20 protein-coding genes are annotated in these 17,377 nt (G+C 66.3%); all 20 read right to left on the reverse strand.

Going from position 1 to position 17,377, the window contains the following annotated elements:
- Positions 1-3 precede the first annotated feature (3 nt).
- Positions 4-360, reverse strand: coding sequence for a hypothetical protein (locus J3A71_RS10370; RefSeq protein ID WP_017516006.1), 357 nt, complete (start codon positions 358-360; stop codon positions 4-6).
- Positions 357-1,751 carry an integrating conjugative element protein gene (locus J3A71_RS10375; RefSeq protein ID WP_023103896.1) on the reverse strand — a complete coding sequence of 465 codons (1,395 nt, stop codon included), beginning with the start codon at positions 1,749-1,751 and terminating at the stop codon, positions 357-359. The genes J3A71_RS10370 and J3A71_RS10375 overlap by 4 nt, the downstream gene beginning before the upstream one ends.
- A 9-nt stretch (positions 1,752-1,760) precedes the next feature.
- Positions 1,761-2,708, reverse strand: coding sequence for a TIGR03756 family integrating conjugative element protein (locus J3A71_RS10380; protein WP_023103897.1), 948 nt, complete (start codon positions 2,706-2,708; stop codon positions 1,761-1,763).
- Positions 2,705-3,151 (reverse strand): TIGR03757 family integrating conjugative element protein, encoded by a 447-nt coding sequence (locus tag J3A71_RS10385; protein ID WP_017514119.1) that lies wholly within the window; start codon positions 3,149-3,151, stop codon positions 2,705-2,707. Before J3A71_RS10385 ends, J3A71_RS10380 begins: the two co-directional genes overlap by 4 nt.
- A gap of 161 nt (positions 3,152-3,312) precedes the next feature.
- The gene (gene radC / locus J3A71_RS10390; RefSeq protein ID WP_023103898.1) at positions 3,313-3,807 is read right to left on the reverse strand and encodes a DNA repair protein RadC; all 495 of its coding nucleotides are present in this window, start codon (positions 3,805-3,807) and stop codon (positions 3,313-3,315) included.
- A gap of 178 nt (positions 3,808-3,985) precedes the next feature.
- Positions 3,986-4,750 (reverse strand): DsbA family protein, encoded by a 765-nt coding sequence (locus J3A71_RS10395; RefSeq protein WP_028690954.1) that lies wholly within the window; start codon positions 4,748-4,750, stop codon positions 3,986-3,988.
- 13 nt (positions 4,751-4,763) lie between these two features.
- The gene (locus tag J3A71_RS10400) at positions 4,764-7,631 is read right to left on the reverse strand and encodes a conjugative transfer ATPase (RefSeq protein WP_023103900.1); all 2,868 of its coding nucleotides are present in this window, start codon (positions 7,629-7,631) and stop codon (positions 4,764-4,766) included.
- Positions 7,631-8,071 (reverse strand): TIGR03751 family conjugal transfer lipoprotein, encoded by a 441-nt coding sequence (locus tag J3A71_RS10405; RefSeq protein WP_023103901.1) that lies wholly within the window; start codon positions 8,069-8,071, stop codon positions 7,631-7,633. Before J3A71_RS10405 ends, J3A71_RS10400 begins: the two co-directional genes overlap by 1 nt.
- Complete coding sequence (locus tag J3A71_RS10410) at positions 8,052-9,482, reverse strand: TIGR03752 family integrating conjugative element protein (RefSeq protein ID WP_017515583.1); 1,431 nt, start codon at positions 9,480-9,482, stop codon at positions 8,052-8,054. The genes J3A71_RS10405 and J3A71_RS10410 overlap by 20 nt, the downstream gene beginning before the upstream one ends.
- Positions 9,472-10,398 carry a TIGR03749 family integrating conjugative element protein gene (locus tag J3A71_RS10415; RefSeq protein WP_023103903.1) on the reverse strand — a complete coding sequence of 309 codons (927 nt, stop codon included), beginning with the start codon at positions 10,396-10,398 and terminating at the stop codon, positions 9,472-9,474. The genes J3A71_RS10410 and J3A71_RS10415 overlap by 11 nt, the downstream gene beginning before the upstream one ends.
- Positions 10,395-11,084, reverse strand: coding sequence for a PFL_4703 family integrating conjugative element protein (locus J3A71_RS10420; protein WP_023835765.1), 690 nt, complete (start codon positions 11,082-11,084; stop codon positions 10,395-10,397). Before J3A71_RS10420 ends, J3A71_RS10415 begins: the two co-directional genes overlap by 4 nt.
- Positions 11,081-11,479, reverse strand: coding sequence for a TIGR03750 family conjugal transfer protein (locus J3A71_RS10425; RefSeq protein WP_023103905.1), 399 nt, complete (start codon positions 11,477-11,479; stop codon positions 11,081-11,083). Before J3A71_RS10425 ends, J3A71_RS10420 begins: the two co-directional genes overlap by 4 nt.
- A gap of 12 nt (positions 11,480-11,491) precedes the next feature.
- Positions 11,492-11,851 carry a TIGR03745 family integrating conjugative element membrane protein gene (locus J3A71_RS10430; protein ID WP_023103906.1) on the reverse strand — a complete coding sequence of 120 codons (360 nt, stop codon included), beginning with the start codon at positions 11,849-11,851 and terminating at the stop codon, positions 11,492-11,494.
- Positions 11,852-11,867: 16 nt separating this feature from the next.
- A complete protein-coding gene (locus tag J3A71_RS10435; protein ID WP_009459672.1) occupies positions 11,868-12,101 on the reverse strand; it encodes a TIGR03758 family integrating conjugative element protein in 234 nt (77 codons plus the stop codon).
- A complete protein-coding gene (locus tag J3A71_RS10440; RefSeq protein ID WP_023465080.1) occupies positions 12,098-12,481 on the reverse strand; it encodes an RAQPRD family integrative conjugative element protein in 384 nt (127 codons plus the stop codon). Before J3A71_RS10440 ends, J3A71_RS10435 begins: the two co-directional genes overlap by 4 nt.
- A 98-nt stretch (positions 12,482-12,579) precedes the next feature.
- The gene (locus J3A71_RS10445; protein WP_023103908.1) at positions 12,580-13,329 is read right to left on the reverse strand and encodes a TIGR03747 family integrating conjugative element membrane protein; all 750 of its coding nucleotides are present in this window, start codon (positions 13,327-13,329) and stop codon (positions 12,580-12,582) included.
- Positions 13,326-15,515, reverse strand: coding sequence for a type IV conjugative transfer system coupling protein TraD (traD, locus tag J3A71_RS10450; RefSeq protein ID WP_023103909.1), 2,190 nt, complete (start codon positions 15,513-15,515; stop codon positions 13,326-13,328). Before traD ends, J3A71_RS10445 begins: the two co-directional genes overlap by 4 nt.
- Positions 15,516-15,519: 4 nt before the next feature.
- The gene (locus J3A71_RS10455) at positions 15,520-16,059 is read right to left on the reverse strand and encodes an integrating conjugative element protein (protein ID WP_017515759.1); all 540 of its coding nucleotides are present in this window, start codon (positions 16,057-16,059) and stop codon (positions 15,520-15,522) included.
- Entirely contained in the window at positions 16,056-16,661 is a 606-nt protein-coding gene (locus J3A71_RS10460; RefSeq protein ID WP_028690955.1) for a transglycosylase SLT domain-containing protein, read from the reverse strand. Before J3A71_RS10460 ends, J3A71_RS10455 begins: the two co-directional genes overlap by 4 nt.
- Positions 16,643-17,368, reverse strand: coding sequence for a TIGR03759 family integrating conjugative element protein (locus tag J3A71_RS10465; RefSeq protein WP_023103911.1), 726 nt, complete (start codon positions 17,366-17,368; stop codon positions 16,643-16,645). The genes J3A71_RS10460 and J3A71_RS10465 overlap by 19 nt, the downstream gene beginning before the upstream one ends.
- Positions 17,369-17,377: the final 9 nt, after the last annotated feature.

The following is a 17,377-nucleotide window of genomic DNA, read 5'->3' on the forward strand; positions in this document are numbered from 1 at the left end:
CCCTCAGCCCTGCATCAACAGGCTGGCTTCAAGCGCCACGATGGCAACGACGCCGGCGATCTCGCTGCGTACCAGGCGGCGCCGCGCTTGCGCGTCGTCCTCACGCGCAAGCAGCCGGCGACGCATCCAGACCCAGCCGTAGGCCGTCGCGCCATACAGGCACAGCCGCCAGACCAGGAAGTAGCCCGCTGCTGCCGCCAGCCAACGCTCCCAGCCCGCGACACTTCCGACGAGGTAGATGCCAACGATGTTGGCACCCACGGCGACGGCCGCGAGTACCATCGTCCACAGCAGCGCCTTCGCTGCGCGCCGGTTGAACAGCCAGCGCGGGCGCAGCCAGGCCGCACGCATCAGGCTCATGGCCGGCCTCCCGGATTGCCCTTCTGCAACTGATCGAGGCGGTCAGGCACCGGATCGCCTTCGTAGATGCCACGCGAGCCCGCCGCGCGCGTGCCGTGGCGCTGGATGATCGCCATGGGCGAGTTGTTCGCCAGCTCCCGGCGCAGCTCCAGCTCGGTCTTGAGGTTGCGAATCTCGCGATCGAGCGTGTCGCTCTCGTGGTTCACCGCCTCCACGGCGAGCTGGTTGGCCGCCACGTTGGGCTCCTTCTTGCCGGTCAGCAGCGTGCGTTGCAGCAGTAGCGCCTTCTCCAGCACCGACGCCAGCGCAACCTCGGACGCCAGGCGCTGCGACAGCAGGTGCTGGTCCGGTTCGTCGCGCAGTGCCTCGACCACGCCGCGCGTGATGGGCAGCGACGCGCTGCCGGCCTCCCGCAGGTTTTCGGGCGTCGTGTTCTTCGCCTTGGAGACCAGGTCCTGGAGCGCCTGCAGCTTGGCGTCGTACTCCTCCTGGATCAGGGGCGTCAGCCCGACGCCGGGCACCGTCTCCGTCTTGGTGCAGGCGTCGCAGGTGCGCTGCTCCTTCTCGCCGAGCACCCGTGTTGCCCACTCGATGGCCGCCTGCGGCGTGGTCCAGGTTTGGCACGACAGGCTCGTGCAACTGGCCGGAGCGATTGCCGACGTGTCGGTCACCCCGCGGCCATTGACCAGGTTGTAGCCCGCGCGGGTGACGTCACCGACCACCTTGATCGCGGGCTGACCGGAGCCGCCGGCATTGCTTCCCCCGACCCAGGGCACGCCATCGTTGCCACGGCGCGTCTCGGCCTGCTCGATGGCCGAGACGGCATCCGTGCTCGAAACAGCGTCACGCAGCGCCAACCCCTCTGCCATCTGGCTCCAGCCGAGTTGGCCGCCAGCCGTTTCGGCCATCTTTTCGGCCATGGCGCGGCACGTCAGCTTCGAGCGGTCGAAATCCAGCCGCGCTTGCAGAACGCCGTTGGTGAGCAGGTTGTAGAGGCCTGGATCTGCACGCTGGATGATCAACGCCGGCAGGGACGCCACAGCACTCGTAGCACTCTGGATCACCGAGGACATGATCTGCTGAAAGCCATTGGTGACACCGTTGAGTTGATTCTTCAACGTGGTCTGGATGCTCATGTCGCCGCAGATCAGATTGCTGTTCCAGCCGACACCCACGCCGAGCGAGCGCATGCCGGCTGCGCGGCCCATCGAAACGGCGCTGCCGCCGCCGATGGAGTACATGACGTCATCGCCGATGACGTTGCCGCTGGTCTGGTAGCCCAGTTGGCCCCAGGCCACGCCGCTTGCCAGAACCAACGCGCCGGTAAGCGCCAAACAGATCCTCTTGCCACGAGCCGGTGGGGAGAACTGCATAGAGTCGGAACGCTTCATCGCGGCACCTCAAAGGAAATCAACGCTGCCAAGGAACACCTGTCCACGGCGTTCGCAGCAGGCATACGGCCGCCACAGCGCCCAGGCGTAGTCGCCTTGCTGGGCCTGAGTCAGGAAGCCGGTGCGTGGGAAAACCGTGCAGGACGAGGACAGGACGGGCGTGAGTTCCTGCCACTTGCCAGTCGAGGCATCACCCTCCATCAGCGCGCTGGCGGGCCAGTAGCCATCGCGGGCATTGGCAAGCAGCGGCTGGTACACGTGCAACTGCCCGCGGCGCGTGACGACATCGCCCGCACGCTGGGCCACCACGGCTCCCGATTTGTGGTCGTCGGTCTGGTGCAGGAAGCCGCCGCGGGGATACACGTTGCCCCAAAGGTTCATCGTGGTGCGTGCGCCGACCTCGCGCATGCCGGGAATCAATGCCTCCGGGTAGGCCATCTCGGGCACGTTGTAGCGCCAGGCAAGCGTGTCCAAGGTGCTGAGCAGATACGGCATGAATGCCGTTCCCGCGCCCTCGCAGAAGTAGCCCGAGGACGAAACAAACTGGTTGAACACCTCGACGCCGGGATGGCCGATCACGTCGGCGTTCTTGAATTTCGCGAGATTGTTTTCGTGATCCTCGTTCGTCGTTCCATCGCCGCCCGCTTGGGCGGACGGGTTGGCCGTACTCATCGCCCGGACTTCGACCCACGGGTTCTCGCCCGTGTTGCTGTAGCTGGAGACGACCGCATCGGGGATGTAGTGGCGCACCTTGACAGAGGTGCGCACCGTGCAGCCTCCCCAGGTGCAGTAGAGCCAGTAGCAGATACCCACCACCCGGTACTCCAAGCAATCGGGCGAGGCCACCGAGGCAACGATGGCGGTGGTGTTCAAGGCGTAGCTACCCGTGGCGCTGAGCAGCAGCAAGGAAGCCACGCCAGCCCGCATGCGGCGCATAAGGTCGAATGGCCTCGTCATGGCTGGGTCCTCCGACGCTGCTCGATGCGCGCGACAGCGCGGGCCACATCCGGCTCGCCATAGACCACGTAGCGCTGATCCACCACGACAGCCGGGATGCTGGTGATGCCCAGGCTCCATGCGTCGGTGACGCCCTGGTATGCGGAAGCGATGCGGCGCTGTAGGTCGGCGCCGCCTTGGTTCAGCCGACGCTTGACGGTGGCCGCCGCCTGTTCGGGGGCGGCGGGCAGTTCCGCAGAAAGCTCCGCTTCAATCCGGCGGGCTTCGTCCAGCTCGATCAGCCGCTCGCCGCCCATGGTCTTGACCGGGTGGTGGCTGTCGGTGACGACCAGTACGTCGGCTGCGAAGGTGACGGGGCTGAACACGGCCAGGGACGCCGGCAGCGCCACGACGAGACCAAGGGTTCGCCAGCCCGACGCGAACGTGGAAAAGGATGCCGGCATGTCGCGTGCCCCGAAAGTTGATCAGGGCCATAGTCAAACGCGAACCCGATGCCACCCCAACAAACAATGCGCATCGCGGGCTGCCCGCATACCTGCTTGTCCCGGGCCATAAAAAAACGGAGGCCGAAGCCTCCGCGAGGATCAATGAAGCAATGCGACCGTTACAGCAGGCCTGACTCCGCAAAGGAGAACGGGGAACCTTGGCCTACGATGATGTGATCCAGTACCCGTACATCGATGAGCGCCAGCGCGGCCTGCAGTTGCTGGGTCAGCACACGATCCGCGCTCGACGGCTCGGAGATGCCCGAGGGGTGCTGGTGCGCGAAGATCACCGCGGCGGCGTTCAACTCCAGCACACGCTGTACGACGACACGTGGATAAACAGAAGTCGAGTTGATCGTGCCCCTGAACAATGGCTCGTAGGCCAGCACCTGGTGCATGCTATCCAGGAACACAGCGGCGAATATCTCGTTGGGTTCAGCGACCAGTTTCACGCGCAGATAGTCCCGCACGGCGGCCGGCTGGCTGAGGCATGGTCCAGCTTTGAAGATCCGTTTTTCCAGCAGCACGATGGCCTGCTGGATGATCCAGTCTTCGTGCTGGGCAGCTACGGCGGAAAGCGACTCCACACAGGAGTCATTGATGGCGAAAGACATGGCGAACCTCCAGACGGTGAGATCGGAGGGCGCGCGCCCCCGAGGGCAAGCCCTCCTGGGGATGAGAATGAAAAGATGCATCCATCACCGCGATTGCGGTGACCGTTCGCGGCCAGGATGCAAGGCGAACGAGTCGCGGTCAGCGCAGAGGACTGCGCCGTAGCCTTGAAGACCGGGGCTACCTGGGCATGTCGCCGACGACGTCGGCAGGCATTTCGGATGTGGGTGTGCTGGTCGGACCCTCAGCCGCCAGCATGTCCATGGCTGACAGCAAGGCATCGCCCTCGATCGGCCCCTGCAGCAGGATGGCCTGGCCCGTTTGGCGATCGAGCAGGCGCAGCGACGGCGTGGCGGTTACGCCGCTCTTGGTGGCTTCCGCAGCCTGGGCGCGGATAGCCGCACTGGGCCTTTCGCTTGCCATGCACTGCTCGCTGGCTGGCGTCGATTCGGGGTACCGCAAGCCATCGGGCAAGCCCTGGCCGCCGCTGCGCGTGTGGGCATAGACCCATTCGATCGCCTGCCAGAACGCGACATGCCCACCTGCTTCGGCAGCGCATTCCACTAGGCGTGCCTCGGCTGACGCGGCCGGCTCGTGCTCGGCCAGCGGCTGGTGGTGCCATTGCAGCGCCACGTCGGTGTTGTTGCCGATCCACCGCTTGAGCTGCGGGAAATACTCCCGGCAGAACGGGCACTCCAGGTCGGCATAGAGCGTCAGCGTGAAACGGCCTTTGGGGTTGCCCATTAGCCAGGGCGGCCCGGCCACCGGTGCCATGCTGACCGGCGTGGGCGGCTGCGGCGGGGATTCGCCGGGCGACCTTGACACAAGCCAGATCAGCAGCAGCGCGACCAGCACAGCAGCCAATGCCCAGGGCCAGCGGGGCCGCCCGTTGCGGCGGCGGAACGCCTGGACCTGCATCGGAATGGAAGGACGTTTCTGTTCCATGGCGTTCTCCGTCTTACGACAGTTCCAAGGCCGGCGACTCGATGCCGCGCGCCTGGTCGATCTTCTCGGCCACCTTGAAGGCCGCTTCCAGTTCGGTGCAGCCGTAGTGCTGCATGAGCTGGTAGCGCTCGGCCTTCTCTTCGGGTTCGGTCTGCGCCAACGCCAAGTACAGGCTGGGCGGCACGGCGCGGAACAGCACTTCCATGCTCTTGGAAAGGATGACGCCCTCGGTGAACTTGCCCGCTTCTTTGCGCGCCGAGAGCATCAGCGCTTTCTGCGCGGGCGAGAGTTCGCGGAAGCGTGCAATCTTCTCGACCTCATCGGGCGGCATCGACAGGCAGATCCACCACTCAATCATGTTGAGCATGGGCTCCGCGGCACGCGGCAGATCGTCGATATTTTGTGTAGCCAGCCAGAACCAGGCCCCTAGCTTGCGCCACATTTTTGTAATTTTTACAACGTAGGGCGCAAGCAGCGGGTTCTTCGTGATGATGTGGCCTTCGTCGGTCACATTGATGATCGGACGGCCCAGGTACTGGTCGCGCTCGGCGATGTTGTTCACCGTGCTGATCAGGCTGATGTAGGCGATGGAGAGCTGCGCGTTGTAGCCCTCCCGGGCATAGGTCGCGAGATCCACCAGCGTGATGTCGGCCTCGGGCCACGGCGTGCCATCGCGATCGAACATCTCGCCGTCCGTGCCTTGGCAGAACATGTCCATCGCGTCCGCCATCTCCAGCAGCCGCACGCGCCGCATCTCGGGCAGCGTCGGGTCCTGGCCGCGCGTGCGCAGCGCGTTGCGCACGTCGCGCGTGAGCACCGTGCGTTTCTCGGCCACGCAGTGCTCGGCGGCATCGAGGATGCACTGGCGGATCAGCGAGCGATCGGCCCGCGTCATCCGGGCTTCTTCCTTGTCCTCGCCGCCTGTGATCATCAGCCGTGCCGTGATCTCCAGTTCACCCAGCACGTCGCGCTGCTCGTCCTCCTCCATGACCGAGGAATCGGCTGGCAATTCTTCATCCAGTGCATCGGCATCAAGCGTCTGCACGTTGCTGGGCGTTTCGATCAGCCGGCGAGCGTCGGCGAACGGCGCCAGGCTGATGCCCGAGCCAGGAGCCAGCTTGACCCGGTTCACGGTCAGACCCAGGCGCTTTGCGAAGTCGCTGAACAAGCCAAAGCTGTTGCCGGCTTCCACGATGAACAGCCGCGGCCGGTAGATGGCCGTGACCTGGTTCAAGAGGTTGTTGAGCGTTGCGCTCTTGCCCGAGCCGGTGGGGCCGAACAGGAACAGATGGGCGTTCATCTGCCTGTCCAAGCGGTTCAGTGGATCAAACGTGATCGGCCCGCCGCCGCGGTTGAAGAACGTGTTGCCCGGATGACCCGTACCCTGGCTGCGACCCCACGCCGGCGAGAGATTCGCCACATGCTGGGCGAACATCAGTTGGGTGAACCAGTTCCGTCGATCTTGCGCAGGGTTGTAGCAGCACGGTAGCCAGCGCAGGTAGCTGTTGAGCGGCGCGACTTCATCGTCCTCGCGCACAGGCTGCAACCCCGCGTTGAGCATCACGTTGGCGAGGTCCAGACCGCGCCTGTCAAGTTCGGCTTCATCGCGTCCGCGCAGATAGAAGGCCAGCGTGCCGCGGTAGAGCTTGTGCGCGCTGCCGATGAGCGAGCGTGCCTCCTGCACATCCTTGAGCGTTTGTTCCGATGCCAGTGTTTCGCCGACAGCCTTCTTCGCCAGGTGATTCAGGTGCGATTCGAGGATGTCCTGGGGCGTCGCCACCATGGTCAGACACATCGTGGTGTCTTCGGGCATCTGATCGAAAAGCGTGTTGATAGCGTCCCCCTTGCGGGTTTCGCCGGTCAGGTGCCCCGTACCGGGCGGCATGCGTAGCCGGTCGGTGACCAGTACGCGATGCGGCATACCGTCAAAGTACCAGGTGCCGTGCTCGGCATCGGAGCGAGGCTGACCGAAGAACAGCCGTTGACTGAAGTCCCGACCACTCGCCAGCTCAATCTCACCTTCCTCCACCTCGTCGGGATAGCGGGCCAGCGCATAGAAGCGCTCTCGCTCCTCAGCGCCGGGCCCGAGCATCGTGGGGCGTGGGTTGAACCAACGCAGCAGCCAGTCGTGAACATCGGCCGCGACCATGCGCCGGGCCTGGATGCCGGCGTTCGCCAAGCCGCCGCAGAGGCGATCGCAGACGATGTTCAGCATTTGCTCGGGTGTCTGGCCGCGGCGGTTCGCCTGCCCGGCGGCCCGGCGATAGACCACCATGCGCACGCGCCGCGTCTGGCCGCGCCAGCGCAACCGCGTGACCACCGTATCCTCGAACAGTCCGCCGGGCTTGGCCACCGCGCGCAGGTGGTGGCCAAAGAAGCGGAGGTAGAACTCGGTGAAGGCCGTGCTGCGGGCGCGCGGCTGCACGTAGTCGCGTAGCGTCTGCATGTACTGGTCGAAGCTGGGCTCGTCCTGTGCATAGAGCTGGAGCACCCACGGGTTCTCATCCAGCTCATCGAACGAGTCCTGGAGCGCGTTTTCGAGCGCATCGCGGGCATGAGCGAGCCAGCCCGGTTCCCGACCTTCGGTGCCTAGCGGGACCAGTTCGTAGAAGGCCGCGACCGATTGCCCGTCCTCCAGCAGCATGGACTTCGACGGCGGCAGGAACTCCACCCACGGCAGCAGCTCCGCGAATGACTGCGCAACGTCGTACATCGCCTGCTCGTCCGCCACGGTCGCCGGCCTGCGGCCCTGGACCGTCGCTCCGGGTTCGGCAATGCCGGCCTGGCGCAACGCCTCGACGTGGCGCTGCCAGCCGTCCGGCTGCTCGTCATTGCCACCATCGGATGCAGCCAGCTTCGGCCAGGGGAGTTTCCAGCGCATCAGTAGTCCTCCACGCGCTCGCCCGGCATGGCGTACTGCACACGCTGGTACAGGGGAAAGACCGTCGTGTAGCCCGGAACCGGCACGGGATCGGTGCCCGCCAGGTGCGGGTACACATACATGACAAGATCGGGGTTCGGCAGGCGGTGGAACTGGCGATAGACCTCGTTGCGCGCCGTGCGCGTGTAGCGCATCTGCTCGGTGGGCGCGGCCTCCACGTCGGCCTCGGTCAGCGTCCGGCGCAGGCTCTGGCGTGCATCGAGCAATTGCCTGCGCGCCACCTGGCCGGCGCCACCACCCCCGTCACCGGCGTTCTGCTGCCAGATGTCCATCATCGTGCTGTCGCCGTGGGGGAGCAGCTTTTCCTTGCTGGTGGCACAGCCGCCGAGCACCGCGACGGCGAGGGCCAGCGCCAGGGCCTTATTCAAGTTCGAGAGCATGGCTTTCTCCTGCGCGGTGATCGACCTTGCGGCCTTCGGGATCGAAGTCGATGGCGAGCGGCTTTTCGAGGTGGACGGCGACCTTCGCGCCGGGCTGGACATAGACAGCGGCGAACGCCTGGCCGTACAGCTTGTTCACCCAGTCGGCCATGTCGCGCACGCCACCGGCCAGGATGCGGCCCACGGCTTCATTGCCCGAGATACCGACGCTGCCGATGGAGCCGTCGGCGCCGACGTAGGACATCTGGCCGCTGTCGCTGTCGATCAGCGAGGCGACGCCGGCACCGGCGGCGGTAATCAGGGCTTGCGAGCCAAGGTACTGCTGGGCGTTGCTGCGCCGCTCCCCGCTGACGCAGGGAATGCCGTATGGGTCGCTGATCCAGCCCAGGCCTCCACTTTGAGAGTTCTGCTGCTGGTTGTTTTGCTGGTTGCCGTCGCGGTCTTCGGGGATGGTGCGGATCGTGCCGTCGTGGAAGACGAAGGTGATGCTGCGTACCTGGCCGCGCACGCACGAGAGCGTCCAGTCGCCCGATGCGGTGCCGCTGAACACGGCACCGGCCACGTCGGGAATGTCGATGCCATTGGCGGTCAGGTTGTCCGATCCGACCAACACCTTGAAGGGGTACGGATCGTTGACGGTTCCGTCGATCGGCACGCGGCCGATCAGCGCCGTCATCGCCACCGACCCCATCAGCGTCGAATTGGTCGGTACGGTATAGACCGCCTTGGCGCTCTTCACGCCTGCGGCGCGTGCGCCCGCGTTCGCCACGGTTTCCGCCGTGGTTTCCAACGTGCTCTGCGCGGGGCCGAAGCTCGTCGGGAAGCTCATGCCGCTACCCGTGCCACGACTGCTGTTGCGCCCCTCGGCTTTCCTCGCATCGTCGGGTTCGACCCAGCGCACGCCGCCTTCCATGCCGGCCTCGTCGCCGTCACGCAGCCCCAGACCCACCGGCAGGTCGGCATGGCCGCCGCCACGTCCGCCGATACTGTCCAGGCGCCGTTGCAGGTCGGCCAGCAGCCCTTCGGTCTGCTGACGCGCGCTGGCTGCCTGCTCTTGGTCGCGACGCAGGTTGGTGCGCTCGGAGTCGAGGGCCGAATTGATGCGCTGGTCAATGGAGTTCTCGCGCTGGCGCAGTCGCTGGTTTTCTTCGCGCTGGGATTTGTTGTCCGAGAGCGCGGTCTGAAGCTCGGTGCGCAACTGCTTCACTTGGGCAACGAGCGTCGCCACGGTGTCGCGCGGGGTATCGCCCTCGATGCCCAGCGCCTTCATTTCCGCTGGCGTGAGCTTGGCGCCGGCATCCGCGGTCGGTGGTGCCGAAGTGCTGCCTCCCGAGAACAGCCGGATGGCGACGAACAGCACCAGCACGGCAACCGGGATCATCAGCCACTTCAGGAGTCCATTACTGCGCATGGCGGACCTCCTTGCGGTCGGTGCCATCCTGGGAACCGGCTTCCGGTTGCGGGAGATGCACGGCCGGGTCGAAGCGGTTGACCGCTGGTAGCAGCGATTGCGCAAGGCCACGCCCGCGCGTCACCAGGTACAGAACGGTCGTGTCCTCGGGCGTCCCGCGCGGGCCAAGCGCCTCGTGTTGGAAGGTGGCGGTGAGGAAATCGCCTTGCAGCACGCGCGGGTCCAGGGTGATCCAGCCGCTGCTGCTGTTGGTCAGGCGCACGGCGGTCACCCACTGGTCTTCCAGACGCCATGACGCGAGCGCGACCGCGCGCACGGGCAGCGTCGGCATCAGCGTGCCGAGGTCGAGGTCACGGCGCAGGTTCACCCGCATGACGCTCGGCAGCGGCTCCACGGTGCGTAGCGGCGCGTAGAGGTTCTGTGCGGCAAAGCGCGTCAGGACAACCGACACCGGGGTCTCGCGTCGCGCCGCTCGCGCGCCGGCCTGGTCCTGGGCGCGCGCCGGAGCTTCGTTGTCATCGCCGGGCTGATCGCCATAGCGCGCCGGGGTGCTGTTGCCCTCGACGATGCGCACTGGTTCCAGCTCGGCTTCGCCGTCCTTGGCTGGCTCCGCCGCAATGTCCAGCAGGATCAGCGCGCCCGTGTCGGCGTCCTGCAATTGCAGCCGCGTGGGCTCGATCGGCTCGCTGGCGCGCAGGTACACCGCGCCGCCCGCGCTCTGCACCCGTAGGCGCTCGCCGACGCCCGCAGGTACGCCCACGCGGACGTTGCGGTCGATGAACACGATGCGCTCGTGGCCGACCTTCAGCGGCACCGCCAACGGCATACGTTCCCAGCGCAGGATCTCCACTGCCTGGACAGCAGGAGCGGCGGCCACGGCCAACAGCCCCAGCAGCGTGAGTACAGGATGCTTCATGGGGTTTCTCCTTGGGGCGCTTGCGGAGACAGGCCGCCAGACGCCGGGCGCGTTGGCTCCGGCGTGCTGATGCGCTGGGGCGCGCCCTCATAGCAGTCGAGCGCCAGGCCGAACGGGTTGCGGGCAGGATCGACGTCCACCCGCGTGACCTTCACTGGATAGCGCACCAGAGCGCGCTTGACTTGCTCGGCGCCGTAGTACTCGTCGGCGGTGATGTCCAGCGTCACCACCCAGTCGCGGTCGGAGACCACGCGCACGCGCGCCGTAGGGTCGTCGCCGTAGCCGCGGCCGGGGATTTCATAAATCCCGCGCACGCGCTGGCGCAGCTCGCCCGTGCTGCGGCGGTAGTCGTAGTCCGCGCGAAGGAAGGCCTGGCAGGACGGGGTGAGATACGGCGAGAGCGTGTGGAGGTTGCGCGCGTAGTCCTCTTCGCCATTCGTCGGCCAGCGGTTGAGCGTCTGGAACACGTAGAACGTGAACGCATAGACCGATTCGGGCGGCACTTCCCACCACTTCCTGGTACTGCCGGAGCGCAGGTCAGGCGGAACGTGGATGGTCAGATCGCGCGGAGCGCTCCACCAGCCGCCGCCCATGACCAGGGCGACGATGACCAGGGCGCCAGCCCCCAGGCGAAGCGTCTTGATGTGCGCCTGCAGGTGGGTGATCTCGTTCTTGAAGCGGCTCATCGCGCGCTCCTTCGGGTGGTCCAGAAGCCGGAACGCGAGATCAGCACATGGCCGCCCACCCAACCCGCCATCAGTGGATGACGTGTCGCAATGCGCCATTGCAGTTGCCGATACAGCCAGGTGTCGGGACGCCCGCGTTTGAGGCGGCGAAGAATGCCGCCGCCGATGAACACGCCCAAGGCCACGCCCAGGACGACGAACGTGGGAGCTAGCGCGATCGTGCGGAACACCCACGACAGCGGCGCGCCGACCAGCAGGCCGGCGGCGCCGGACAAGCCGCAGCAGATCCACAGCTCGTCGGCGGTGAGGCCGCGCACGACAACGGGGTGGCGGTTGAGCCGGTGCGGAAGGAACGTCACGGTCCCGTCCGCACGGACGTGCTGCTGCTCAGACATACCGGCCTCGCCTTACAGGATGCCGGTGGCTTCGGTGAGCAGCCAGATGCCGATCACGAGCAGGACGGCGCCGATGGCGACCGTGAGGCCGAACTGGCCCCACGTCTTGCGGCCTGTGTGGATTTCCGCGTAGGTCCCGTAAGCGTGGTAGCACACGCCGATGAACATCGACGCCACCACCAGCAGGGCTACGAGCATGATGATGTCGTAGCCGTAGTTGCGGATCGTTTCCATGATGCCGTTGCCCGTGCCGCGGGTCGGGTTCTCCAATTGCGGCAGACCCTGCGCGAACGACAGCACGGGCAGCGCAGCGGCGCCCAGGGCCACGGCGGCGCGCTGGGCAAGACGGGAATTGAGGATGCGGTTTTGCATGGTCATGCCTTTCAGGTCAGGAGAGGAGGAAGAAAGTCAGGACGAGGTACATCGCGACGAATCGGATGCAGACGCCGAGGAACTGGCGCTGGTTGAGGCGGCTCTCGGACCACCCCACGTAGGCCGTTCGCATGGCCCAGACGCCCCAGACGAGCAGGACCGCGAACACGACGCCGACCAGGACGGTCGCCATCGCTGAAGGTGCGATGCCGCTGTTGGCTTGAAATGCCGAGACCTGGGCGCCGTTCATGGCTTGCCCTCCGCGGTCGTCGGCGGTGATGGCGGGACGACCCGCTCCGTGCGGTAGTCGCCGGCCAATTCGGACGGGTCGCGCGGCTGGGCGCGCGACGGTGTGAGATGGGCCTGGATGCCGGCGCGCACGCGCGCCAGGTCAGCCAGCAGCCTCGGGTAGTCGAAGTGGTAGCGCTCGCCCGGCTGGATGGGGGCATGCGCGGCGCTGTCGGCGACCGTGCGCTCCAGCGCGTCGAGTTGGCGCAGCGCTGCGACCAGCTCCTGACGCTGCGCTGGGGACTCGGCCAAGGCCATCGAGGACTGGCCCAACACAAGGGCCGTCACGAGAAAAGTGGGCACGCCGCGATGCGCGGCGCGCAGCCAGATCGGAGCCAACATCGCGCCATTCCTGTGTGATCAGCAATGGCTAGATCGTGGAGATCAGGGCTGTTTCAGGCCGCAAACAATAGGAACCTGCGGATGACCGGATTGATCGGCTAGAGGTACTTCTTGAAGCTGCCCGCAGTCAGGCTCACGGCCAGTCCCAGCAAGGCGGCGCTCGGCAACAGGATCAGCAATGGATGCACCGAGATCGGCAGTGCCAGGTACGTGATCCACGGCAGCACGGCCAGGGGCATAAGGCTGGCTTTCGCGCGGTGGTAGATGAACCCGGATTCGCGGCCCGCGCCGAACCTGCGCACGTCACGTCGCACCAGACCGTCAATCAGACCGACGAAAGCAGCCGTGAAGATCAGTGGCAGCGTGAGCACCAGGACCAGCAGGCGCACTAGGAAGGTCAGCGTCGTGAAGGCCGCGGCGATCAGGTAGCTCTCGGCCCAGACATAGGCTTGGCTGATGTAGTAGCGGAAGTTGCGCGCCTGCTCGTGGCTGGGCGCGCGGACGCGCTCGGCGGTCTGGCTCATGCGCGCCAGCAGCCCGGAGCGAACAAACACCCATTCGTAGCCTGTATCCACCAACTCGTGCGCCGTGCGCCCCGGCTCCTGCACGACCACGCTGCGCGTGAAGTGGTTGGACAGATGCCCAAGCTCGTACTGCAACATCTGCTGGGAATGGCGCCAGCCCTGGTCCTTCCAGAACAGGTGCATGCCGACGCACTCCACCACGATCGAGAACAGCAGCGAGCCGATCAGCACTCCAAGCAAGCGAAACGGCAAGGTGATGGTGCCGACGATCAGGCCCTGGCGCTGATTCTGCTCCCGCTGCGCGGTCGAGGCGGCGTCCTTCACGGCGCGGCCTCGTCGCCACTGTGGTCGGTGTCGGTGGCCACCGCAGCAGGCTCGGCTGGAGCAGCATCATCCAGCAGGTCATCGGGCAAGGCCGCATCCTGCAAGGCCGGGGAACTGGTGAACTCCCACCACTGCGTAGCCTCGCTGTAGCTCTGGCGCATGTACCCTGCCAGTTGTTGCAGGTCCGTCGGCATCACTTCATCCGGGTCTGGTAGCGGCAGCGGCATGCGAACCTTCCAAAGCTGGCCGCCCTGCAGCAGCGCGAAGCATTGGCCTTTTGGCAGGCCGACTACGTGCGATGGCTCGATCATCGGCACGCTGGACATGCTGATGCGGTCCTGGGTGTTCGACGTGAAATCCGTCGCGCCGCGGATGTCCGAACTGTCGGTTGCCCCGGAGACGATGGTAGTGGTATAGACCTCGACCTTCGGCAACTGCCGCGTCAGCAGTTCGGCAGTGGCAGTCTCGCGCACGCGCAGCATGAACAGGTTGTTGAAGTTGCCGATCACCTGGCCAGCTTTCGCGCGATTGCCGATGCGGGCCTCGATGTCCGAGAGGGTCTGCGTGTACGCGGTGACTTGCAGCCCGGCGCCGCCGCCTTTGTTGATAAGCGGCACGAATTCGTCACCCATGAGTTCATTGAATTCATCCGCATGGACGTTGATCGGTACGCGCGCGCCAGCCGAGGCGTCTGGCAGGCCATCGTCGATTCCGTGCTTGTAGATATGGCCCGCGACCGAAACCAGGTCGGAGAACATGGAGTTGCCGACCGCTGCGGCAACCTCGGCGTCGGACAGCGCGTCCAGTCCCACATAGACGATGGCGCGCTTCCTGATGACTTGCATCCAATCGAAGATCGGGCGCGGGTCGGCCAGGTCGGAATAGTTCGGTGCCAGGAGCTGCGCGATCTTGCCGCTGGTTAGCTTTTCCAACAACGGCAGCAATGACGCGACGATCTTGTCGAAGTAGGTCTTGTCGTACCGAACTGCCGAGCGCAGTCCGTCGAGCACCGGGTCGTAGTTGCGCGCCTGGGAGAGATACTGCTCCAGCGCAACCACGCGCTTCTCTCGCCCGATCATGTTGCGCGGGATGTTCTTCTCGTTGAGCTTGGCCTCGATCTGGACGATCACCTCCCAGGCCTTGGGCTCGGTCTTGGCGAAGTAGTGCTGGGCGTACTCGATAAACAGCGCGTCGATGTTGATGACGTGCCGCTGGATCAGCATGTAGTCCGGGCGCTGTCCCAGTTCCACCAGGGCACGAGCAATGATGTTGACGAAGCGCCACGCGAACTCCCTGAAGGCCGCGCTATTGCCTTCACCGGAGAGTTGCCCTGCGATACGGGTGGCGACTTCCGAGATGCGACCGAATCGGCCCACCGCGTTGTAGCGGGCGCTGATCTCCGGCCAGCCCAAGTGGAAGATGTAAAACTCGCCTTCACGGCCGGCGCGCTTGGCCTCGACATACATGCGCTTCAAGAGGTCCGCATCCCCTTTGGGGTCGATGACGATCACGACTTCGTGCTCGCCGGCAGCGCTCTTGCGGCGGATGTCCTGGGTCACGAACAACTCGGCCAGTCGCGTCTTGCCCACGCGCGTGGTGCCCAGCACCAGCGAGTGCCCGACACGCTCGCCGAGCGGAAGGCTGACGTCCACCTCGTCCGGTTCGATGCCGTGCAGGCGTGGCAGGCCGCCCACAGGCGGCAGCGGACGCACCGGGTTGAAAGGAGCATCCCAGCCCGTGAGCGCGGACAGCCGGGATAGCGGGAACGGCGCGAACTCCAGCCGCTCCTCCAGTCGCCGTGCCAGCCGGTAGGCAGGCGTCGGCTCGACGTATCGGCGGAACTCCGGCCGGTACGTCTGCATCAGCCTATGGGTGTGTTTTTGTTCCCACAGGAACCCGCGCCCGATGAAAAGCCGCTGCTGGCTGACGGGCACGTCCTTGCTCGTCATCACGTAGCGCGACAGGCGGCGGATGTTGCGTCGGTAGCGCAGGATCACGCGGGCATCGCGATAGCGGATCGCGCCGTAAGCGCCGAAAGCCAGCGCGCTGCCGACGCCCATCGACGGGCTCAGCGCGAGCGACCATGGGGCCACCAGGCACAGAAACGCGGCGCCTGCACACGCCGCGACGGTGTATAGCTCCACCGCTGGGCGTAGCAGAACCTCGACCGGCTGTTTCCCCGACATGGCTTCATTGCTCGATGCCGGTGGCCGTGATCAGCGCCGGGTAGTGCCGCAGCCCCAGGCGATCGGCCAGGTCGTCTCCGGCTACGGGCGCGAGCGGCACGCCCGGCACCAGGGCACGCAACCGTGCCAGGCCCTGCGCGGTCTCGACATTGACCACGAGGCCGACCGCGCCGCGTTCGCGCAAAGCGACGCCGCGGCGCTGCAGCCAGGCCCGGGAGGCGTCGTCGTCGCCGATGACCACGAACGGCCGCAGGCCGGGCGCTTCGATCACGCGCCGCGCGACGGTGCCGGGCGTGAGCTTGGCGCTACGCACCGGCAGCATCGCTGCCTCGTCCGCGGGTGTGGCGGGAACCTGTGGCGTCGGAATGGGCGGCCGGCCCGGGACATCGGCGCGCGCCTGGAGGTTGAGGGCCTCGTAGTACGGCAGCGCCGACGTGCCACCGCGATCTTCGACCACGATCAGCGGATCGCCGGCACGCGATGCCAGCGGCAGACCTGCCAGCAGCACAAGCAGGCCCCGCAGGGCCAGATGGGATTTTGTCATGGGGAAGTCTCCTGGCGCGCGGCGAGCACCGCGGCGTTTGGATGTGCGCCCTGCACACGCGCGAGATGGCGCGACACGCTGCGCCGGTAGCGGGCGGCGGGCTCGCCGCCCGCAGGACGGTGGTAGCGGCCGATCGCGAGCAGCCAGTCTTCGCCGGACGTGTGCTGCTCGTTCAGGATTTCAGCGGCGATGGCGAGGTTTCGATACGGGTCCAGCAGGTCGCACGCGCTGGTGAAGCGATGCTTGTGGTAGCCGAGGTTGATCTGGACCAGGCCTGCATCGATGCGCGTGTGGGGCGTGGTACGCATTGCCTGTTGCAAGCCCGAGCAGGCGTCGGCGCGCGTGGCGAAGCGGCGCGACTGGCCGGCGACATTGAGGGACCACGGCCACGGCACGATGCGCCCGTTGCGTCGAACGCCGCTCTCCTGCAAGGCCACGGCGTAGAGCACGGTCGAGGGGATGCCCGCCTGCTGGGCGGCGAGCTGGTAGGCAGGTGGCGGAATCTCCTGGGCATGGACGGCGCAGGCGCACAGGCCGGTAGCGAGCACCAGTGCGCACAAGAGCTGCGAGAAGGAGGTGGCCGCTACGGCTGGCGCTGCCATTGGCCGTTCACCTCGCGCACAGCCGCGGGCAAGTCACCGGGCAGGCCCAGCGACAGCCAGCGGCCGCCGTCGTGGTTGAGGGTAATGCTGCCGCTGCGCACGCGCGCCGGGTCGATCTGCGCGCGCTTGGCCCAGTCGCGGATGCGTGCGTCGTCCTGGCGGCTGCCCACCATATACAGGTCGAACTCGGCACCCGAGGATTGCAGCCGCTGCACGAGCTGCCCACAGGCCGCGCAGCCGTCCTTGACGAACACCGCCATGCGACCGCTGCCGCGCGCGGTGCCGGTGCCCGGCCCGTCGTCGGGCAGGTTCACGCGCTGCATGCCGGGGTTCAGGCGCTGCCAGGCTTCGTCGTAGGCACGTTGGTAGGCGAGCAGCTTCTCGACGCGGCGAGCCTCGACTTGCACCTGCAGCTCTGCATAGCGCCGCCGTTCTTCGTCGGTGCGTGCCTCGATGCCTAGGGCAGACAGCGGGTCCAGGTTTGGCGAGTAGATGCCCAGCGGCCCATCCATCAGCTCGCGGTAACGCGCCCATTCCTGGGGTTGGAGCCCCCAGTTGCTTGCTACTCGGTCGTCCAGGACGCGGGCGGCCAGCGGGCGCTCCTGGCTCTGCGCATTGCGGGCTGGAGCTGTGGCTGGCTGTTGCGCCCACGCGGGCCACTGGACTGAAGCCAGTAGGAGTGCGGAAAGGATGATCGACGGCTTCATGTCGTGTGC

This window comes from Pseudomonas sp. PvP089 (assembly GCF_017875165.1).
Lineage (GTDB): Bacteria > Pseudomonadota > Gammaproteobacteria > Pseudomonadales > Pseudomonadaceae > Aquipseudomonas > Aquipseudomonas fortuita.